The sequence below is a fragment of the Moorena sp. SIO4E2 genome (genome assembly GCF_010671945.1).
Taxonomy (GTDB): Bacteria; Cyanobacteriota; Cyanobacteriia; order Cyanobacteriales; family Coleofasciculaceae; genus Moorena; species Moorena producens.
On record NZ_JAAHIE010000399.1, the window covers coordinates 2308 to 6941 of the forward strand.

The following is a 4634-nucleotide window of genomic DNA, read 5'->3' on the forward strand; positions in this document are numbered from 1 at the left end:
GAGGATAAAATTCCTACTAGTAATATAACTACTATTAATTCGATCAACGTGAAGCCAGCATCCTGATTTGGTTTCCGGCTTAGGGTTTTATGATATAACATTTTTAGTTGAGATGTAAACATATAATTAATAGAAAACGGTAACTACATAAAATGCTATAGCGTTTCTGATATTTATCAAGTACATTCAATCTTATTCCTCCATTCCCCCCTTATTAAGGGGGGTGAGGGGGGATCCTTACTCCCTACTCCCTAAAAAAACGTACCTCACCCAATTCCAAACTGCTATATTAGTTAATATTCAAGAAACCCCGTCCTTCAATTTGCATGGTTACACTAGGAAAATAGCGAGACCGGTCTTCTTTGTATTCATAGTCCTAAGAAACCCCGTCCTTCAATTTGCATGGTTACGGTCGGGAAATAGCTAGACCGGTTTGGTTTGTATTCATAGTCATTTGGATTATTTTTGAGCCGAGCTAAAGCATTCCCTATCAAAAATAATTGGGCAATTCTTTTTTCTGCATCCACACAAGCATAGAAGCCACCGTTTGGTTCACTTGGAACTAGCAAATAATTATTTGGACAATCTGGTGTTATTGCCGTTGCTTTGTTGTCAATGTAATCTACCAAGATTTGAGCTTTAGTAGTGTAAGGAGCATCCTCTTTTGTCCACTGATTCAATTTTTCCTTGAGGCTGTTTCCTTTCTTGCTAAGATCAAAGGATTTAAAGCCTGGGCTAGCAGGTATACCAACTTTATTTACTTTATTTGAAGTGACATCGATGATTTTATCATAAACTTCAAACCGACCAATTCTAGCAATATTTGACCACTTATCATTTTCTTCAGTGATTAAGTAATAGGCAACCAAAGCATAGACAAAGGTATCATTTTTATTGGTAAAGTCGCCAATGGTTTTGCCATTGACTTTGTCTTCTCTATAAAAATACTTCCGCTTCCAGAATACCAGCACAGGTTGACAGTTACCTTTGTTACAACCCCCTACTTCATTAGCAACTGGTGGGATTTCCTTTCGGATTCCAGATTTATCCGGTTCGTCGTTATTATCTCTTTCCACTCCAGAAGCATCATAGATATAGACCGCTTGCTCCAAGTCTCTGGCTATGTAGTCCATAGCGGCTTGGATTTCTTGTTCTGAGGTAGCTTTGGCTTGCTCTTTACGGTCTGTATCGACAATAGTAATCATAAATCTTAATAGTGGCGCGATGATCAGTACCGCAACAATCATGGCCACCAGGAGTTCAATTAAGGTGAAGCCGCCATGGTTGATCTTAGGCTTATTGTTTTTGAGTTGATGGGCGAGTAACTTTCTGAGTGAGCTAATCATGGTTAGGGTTTTTGTTAGTAGTATTTGATAGTAATTACCGTATTCGTTACAAGATTATTTACAACCCCCTAGGCGCTGGCAAAAAAGGCTAAAATCGGGTTTACCTGTGGTAATTTCTGTAGTCATTTCTACTAGGGGGGCTTTGCGATCGCTTAATCCTGGTCCCCTGGCTTTTGCCTTAGCCCCCTTCTCACCAATGGTCAAGTCACCTTTATCCTTAAAGGCATCGGCTCGGTAAACCCGCACCCCCAGAAAGTAGCTTTTATCAATATTATTACTTGGGTCTCCTGATGAAGTGATACTCCGAAATGCCTGGATGATTAAGTCTCTTGGACTGTCACTACTACAGCCACCTTCATCGAGATCTATACAGTAAATACTGGTATTAGGGTCATTCTCGCAATAGGAATTTTTGTTACAACCGTTTAACTTTGATGTTGGAGGAGGAGCATCAGTCTTCGCAAATTTATCTCTTTTTGTTCGTATGTCGTCATCTGTCATAGTTACCTTGTCTTCGGGATGGTCGATGGCTCCACTCCGCACACCATCGATGTAGCCTCTAGCTGCTTGCACTGCTAGTTCTACTCGTCGCGATTGGACTCGATTGGCCACCCCTAAAACAATCATGGGTGAGATGCCAAGCATCAGAATAGTAATGATCAGCATTGCCATCAAGGATTCCATGATTGTGAAACCAGCATCTGATGATTGACAAAGGGGTTGTTGCTTCTGGGGATTGATCATGATTTAACTATTAATTATTAAGGGAGTCGAAATATGTAGGGTGGGCAGTGCTGGAGTTAGATTGATTTGCGTGCCATAGACTTGGATTGGCACTGCCCACCACCGATGGCAGTTGCGTAGGGTGTGTTAGGGGCGGGCTTGCCATTATTTTTCGCCTCGTAGCCAGTCTTGGGATAGTCCGCCCCGTAACGCACCACCCAAGGTTGGGTAGGCACTGCTCGGTTAATTGGGAGTGTCAGATCCCCCCTAACCCCCCTTAACAAGGGGGGAACCGGAGCCAGATGTAGATGTAGGGTGGGCAGTGCATCAGACCAATTCATTTTCTGGCAAATCAGGGTGGTAGGCACTGCCCACCACCCTGAGATTAATCACAATCGTGCTTGATTATTCATAGTTCAACCAATTAACCTCCAACCTGAAAACCTTTTATTTCCGGCAATAGCGCCCGTTAACCGCTAGATTTCCTTTATCGTCTTTAGCACACAGTAAAGTTTCCACCCAGCTGTCATCTCGGGAAACTTCCCGGAAAAACTCATCAGGGTCTCCCGCTGAGGGAGTGGTAAACAGGCCAGAGAAAAGGTCTGGTAACTGAGTCAACAGAGCCACATCGAAACCATATCGACGTTTGGGTGCCATGTAATAGGGAAGTCGGCCACTAGCAGCGGCATAGGGCATGAAAGACCCATTCCCTCGATCATCATCATCTATCTGGTATCCAAATCGACTGGGAACTATTTCATTCGGGGCATTCTGGGAACCATGCCAGAATGGGGCTGTATCATAGGCAGAACGCTTGAACTGGATCAGAGAGCCACTGATCCGAGCGGGAATACCGTCTGTTTCCCTGCAGCTTCCTCCCGGTTGCCGCCAGTTTTCTAGGTAACGGACGAAGTTAGCTACACCACCATTATTTTCCGTTGGGCTTGGGGGACTATCCCCGGAAGCAATCACTAAATTGAAGGTTTCTCCGTCCGGGTTCTGATTGGGATTGGCTCGCTGTGTCCAGCCCTCTTGGATTTCCACACATTCCCCTTCTCTTATCGGGAGTCCGTTATTCCTTCGTCCGGGTTCAGCAGTCAGGGAATGAACTTGTAGGACTGGTACCAACATCGGTTGCTCTGTTGTTGGGTTTAATGGCCTTGGGAAAAATAGTGGTCTGTCGGTACCGAAGCTTAGAGCGGTATTGGTAAAATCCAAAGGATCTCTAGTTGTTCTATACCACAGAGCATGTGGTTGTAATCGAGGTCTGTTGGTAGGGTTGAAAGTATTGTATGGGTATTCTGCGACGGTCCCTGAATTATCTACTGTTCCATCCGTTCCGTTGATTCCCAGAGGAGTCGGAAGATTATCACTATCTAGCTCCAATTTATTGCCAGTATCCCGTTTGAAAGCAATGCGACGGGGATAGCGTCGATCTTTGGGTTCTATGGCAGGTTTTGCGGTTGTGCCGGAGAAAAGTAGATTGACATTATTTCCCACAAGGTCACTAGCCCTTTGCGGTGGATTAACGCCTTGTGCACTAACCACCCAGTCCTCAGGTCTACAAGCTGAAACCGGTACTTTCCGACAGATTTCCATCACATACTCTGGAAATTCCACCCGTCGCTGAATTGGAGTTACAAAATTGCTTAGGTAGGAACTGTTTACAGTTCTACCGTTCGGATTTTGTAAAGTACTAGGTTGAGGGTTGCCATTGGCATCTGGAGTATCAATACCAGGAGTGCCGTCCACATCCCACCAGTTGGCACTAGTGACAAAATTATTGTCAAATATGCCATTTAGTTTTAGTCCTACAGCAACATGTATCTCAGACTCCGGAACGCTAATGTCAGTTGTATCACCATCACCATTTAGGTCAAACCCTTGATTAGTATCAGGGTTAAAGTTAATATCCGGCTCATTGAAAGTATCTGTTAAGTCACCATCCCCATTCACGTCATAACCTATGACAATTTGAGACTCTAGAACCTGAGTGTCACCTCGAACACCGTTGCCATTCAGGTCAGCATTATTAAAGTTAGCCTCATTTACAGGGTCTATTAAGTCATCATCCGGGTCTAAGTTACTACCCATTGGTATCCCCCTCAGGTCATAGTCGCCATCGGAGCGGTAACCAAACTCAAAATTATTAGACAGTAGGGTAACGCTATCAGCAATCACTACTGCTGGTCGCCACAAATCCCCTGAATTACAATTCGGCAATCTATCATCCTCTTTGCGACAAGCAAAGTTTTCCTCGAGAGTGTCACGACCGTAGAAATTACCATTTTCGCCATCATCCCATTCATCATTTTGCAGTAGTCGATCCTTGAACTCTTCCACCAACTTTCCCCCAGGGGTTTGGTGCAAATTAAAGCCGGATTGTATCTTAGACCCAGCGATAACGTTGGGATCAGCTTTGATATACACTGGCAAATTGGTGGCTAAAATTAAGCCCTTCTCTGCTCCTGGCGGATCGGTCAATTTAAATGAGTTACTTTCGTCTTTACGGGCTAGGACTGTCCCATTGCGTAACATAATCCCATTGGGACGGCGGGTGGGGTC

Annotated in this window: 5 protein-coding genes; all 5 read right to left on the bottom strand. The window is 44.4% G+C overall.

Annotated elements, in window-relative coordinates:
- A partial coding sequence (locus F6K37_RS44855; RefSeq protein WP_353838606.1) for a prepilin-type N-terminal cleavage/methylation domain-containing protein occupies positions 1-122 on the bottom strand: 122 nt, incomplete at its 3' end.
- A 246-nt stretch (positions 123-368) separates the two neighbouring features.
- Positions 369-1346: a hormogonium polysaccharide secretion pseudopilin HpsC gene (gene hpsC, locus F6K37_RS28600; RefSeq protein WP_287253820.1), complete on the bottom strand. Its 978-nt coding sequence runs from the start codon at positions 1344-1346 to the stop codon at positions 369-371.
- A gap of 54 nt (positions 1347-1400) precedes the next feature.
- Positions 1401-2090, bottom strand: a complete 690-nt coding sequence (hpsB, locus tag F6K37_RS28605; protein ID WP_008183233.1) for a hormogonium polysaccharide secretion pseudopilin HpsB — start codon at positions 2088-2090, stop codon at positions 1401-1403.
- Positions 2091-2146: 56 nt separating this feature from the next.
- The gene (locus F6K37_RS28610) at positions 2147-2437 is read right to left on the bottom strand and encodes a hypothetical protein (RefSeq protein ID WP_131827236.1); all 291 of its coding nucleotides are present in this window, start codon (positions 2435-2437) and stop codon (positions 2147-2149) included.
- A gap of 79 nt (positions 2438-2516) precedes the next feature.
- On the bottom strand, positions 2517-4634 hold a 2118-nt coding region (hpsA, locus tag F6K37_RS28615), incomplete at its 5' end, for a hormogonium polysaccharide biosynthesis protein HpsA (protein WP_287253823.1).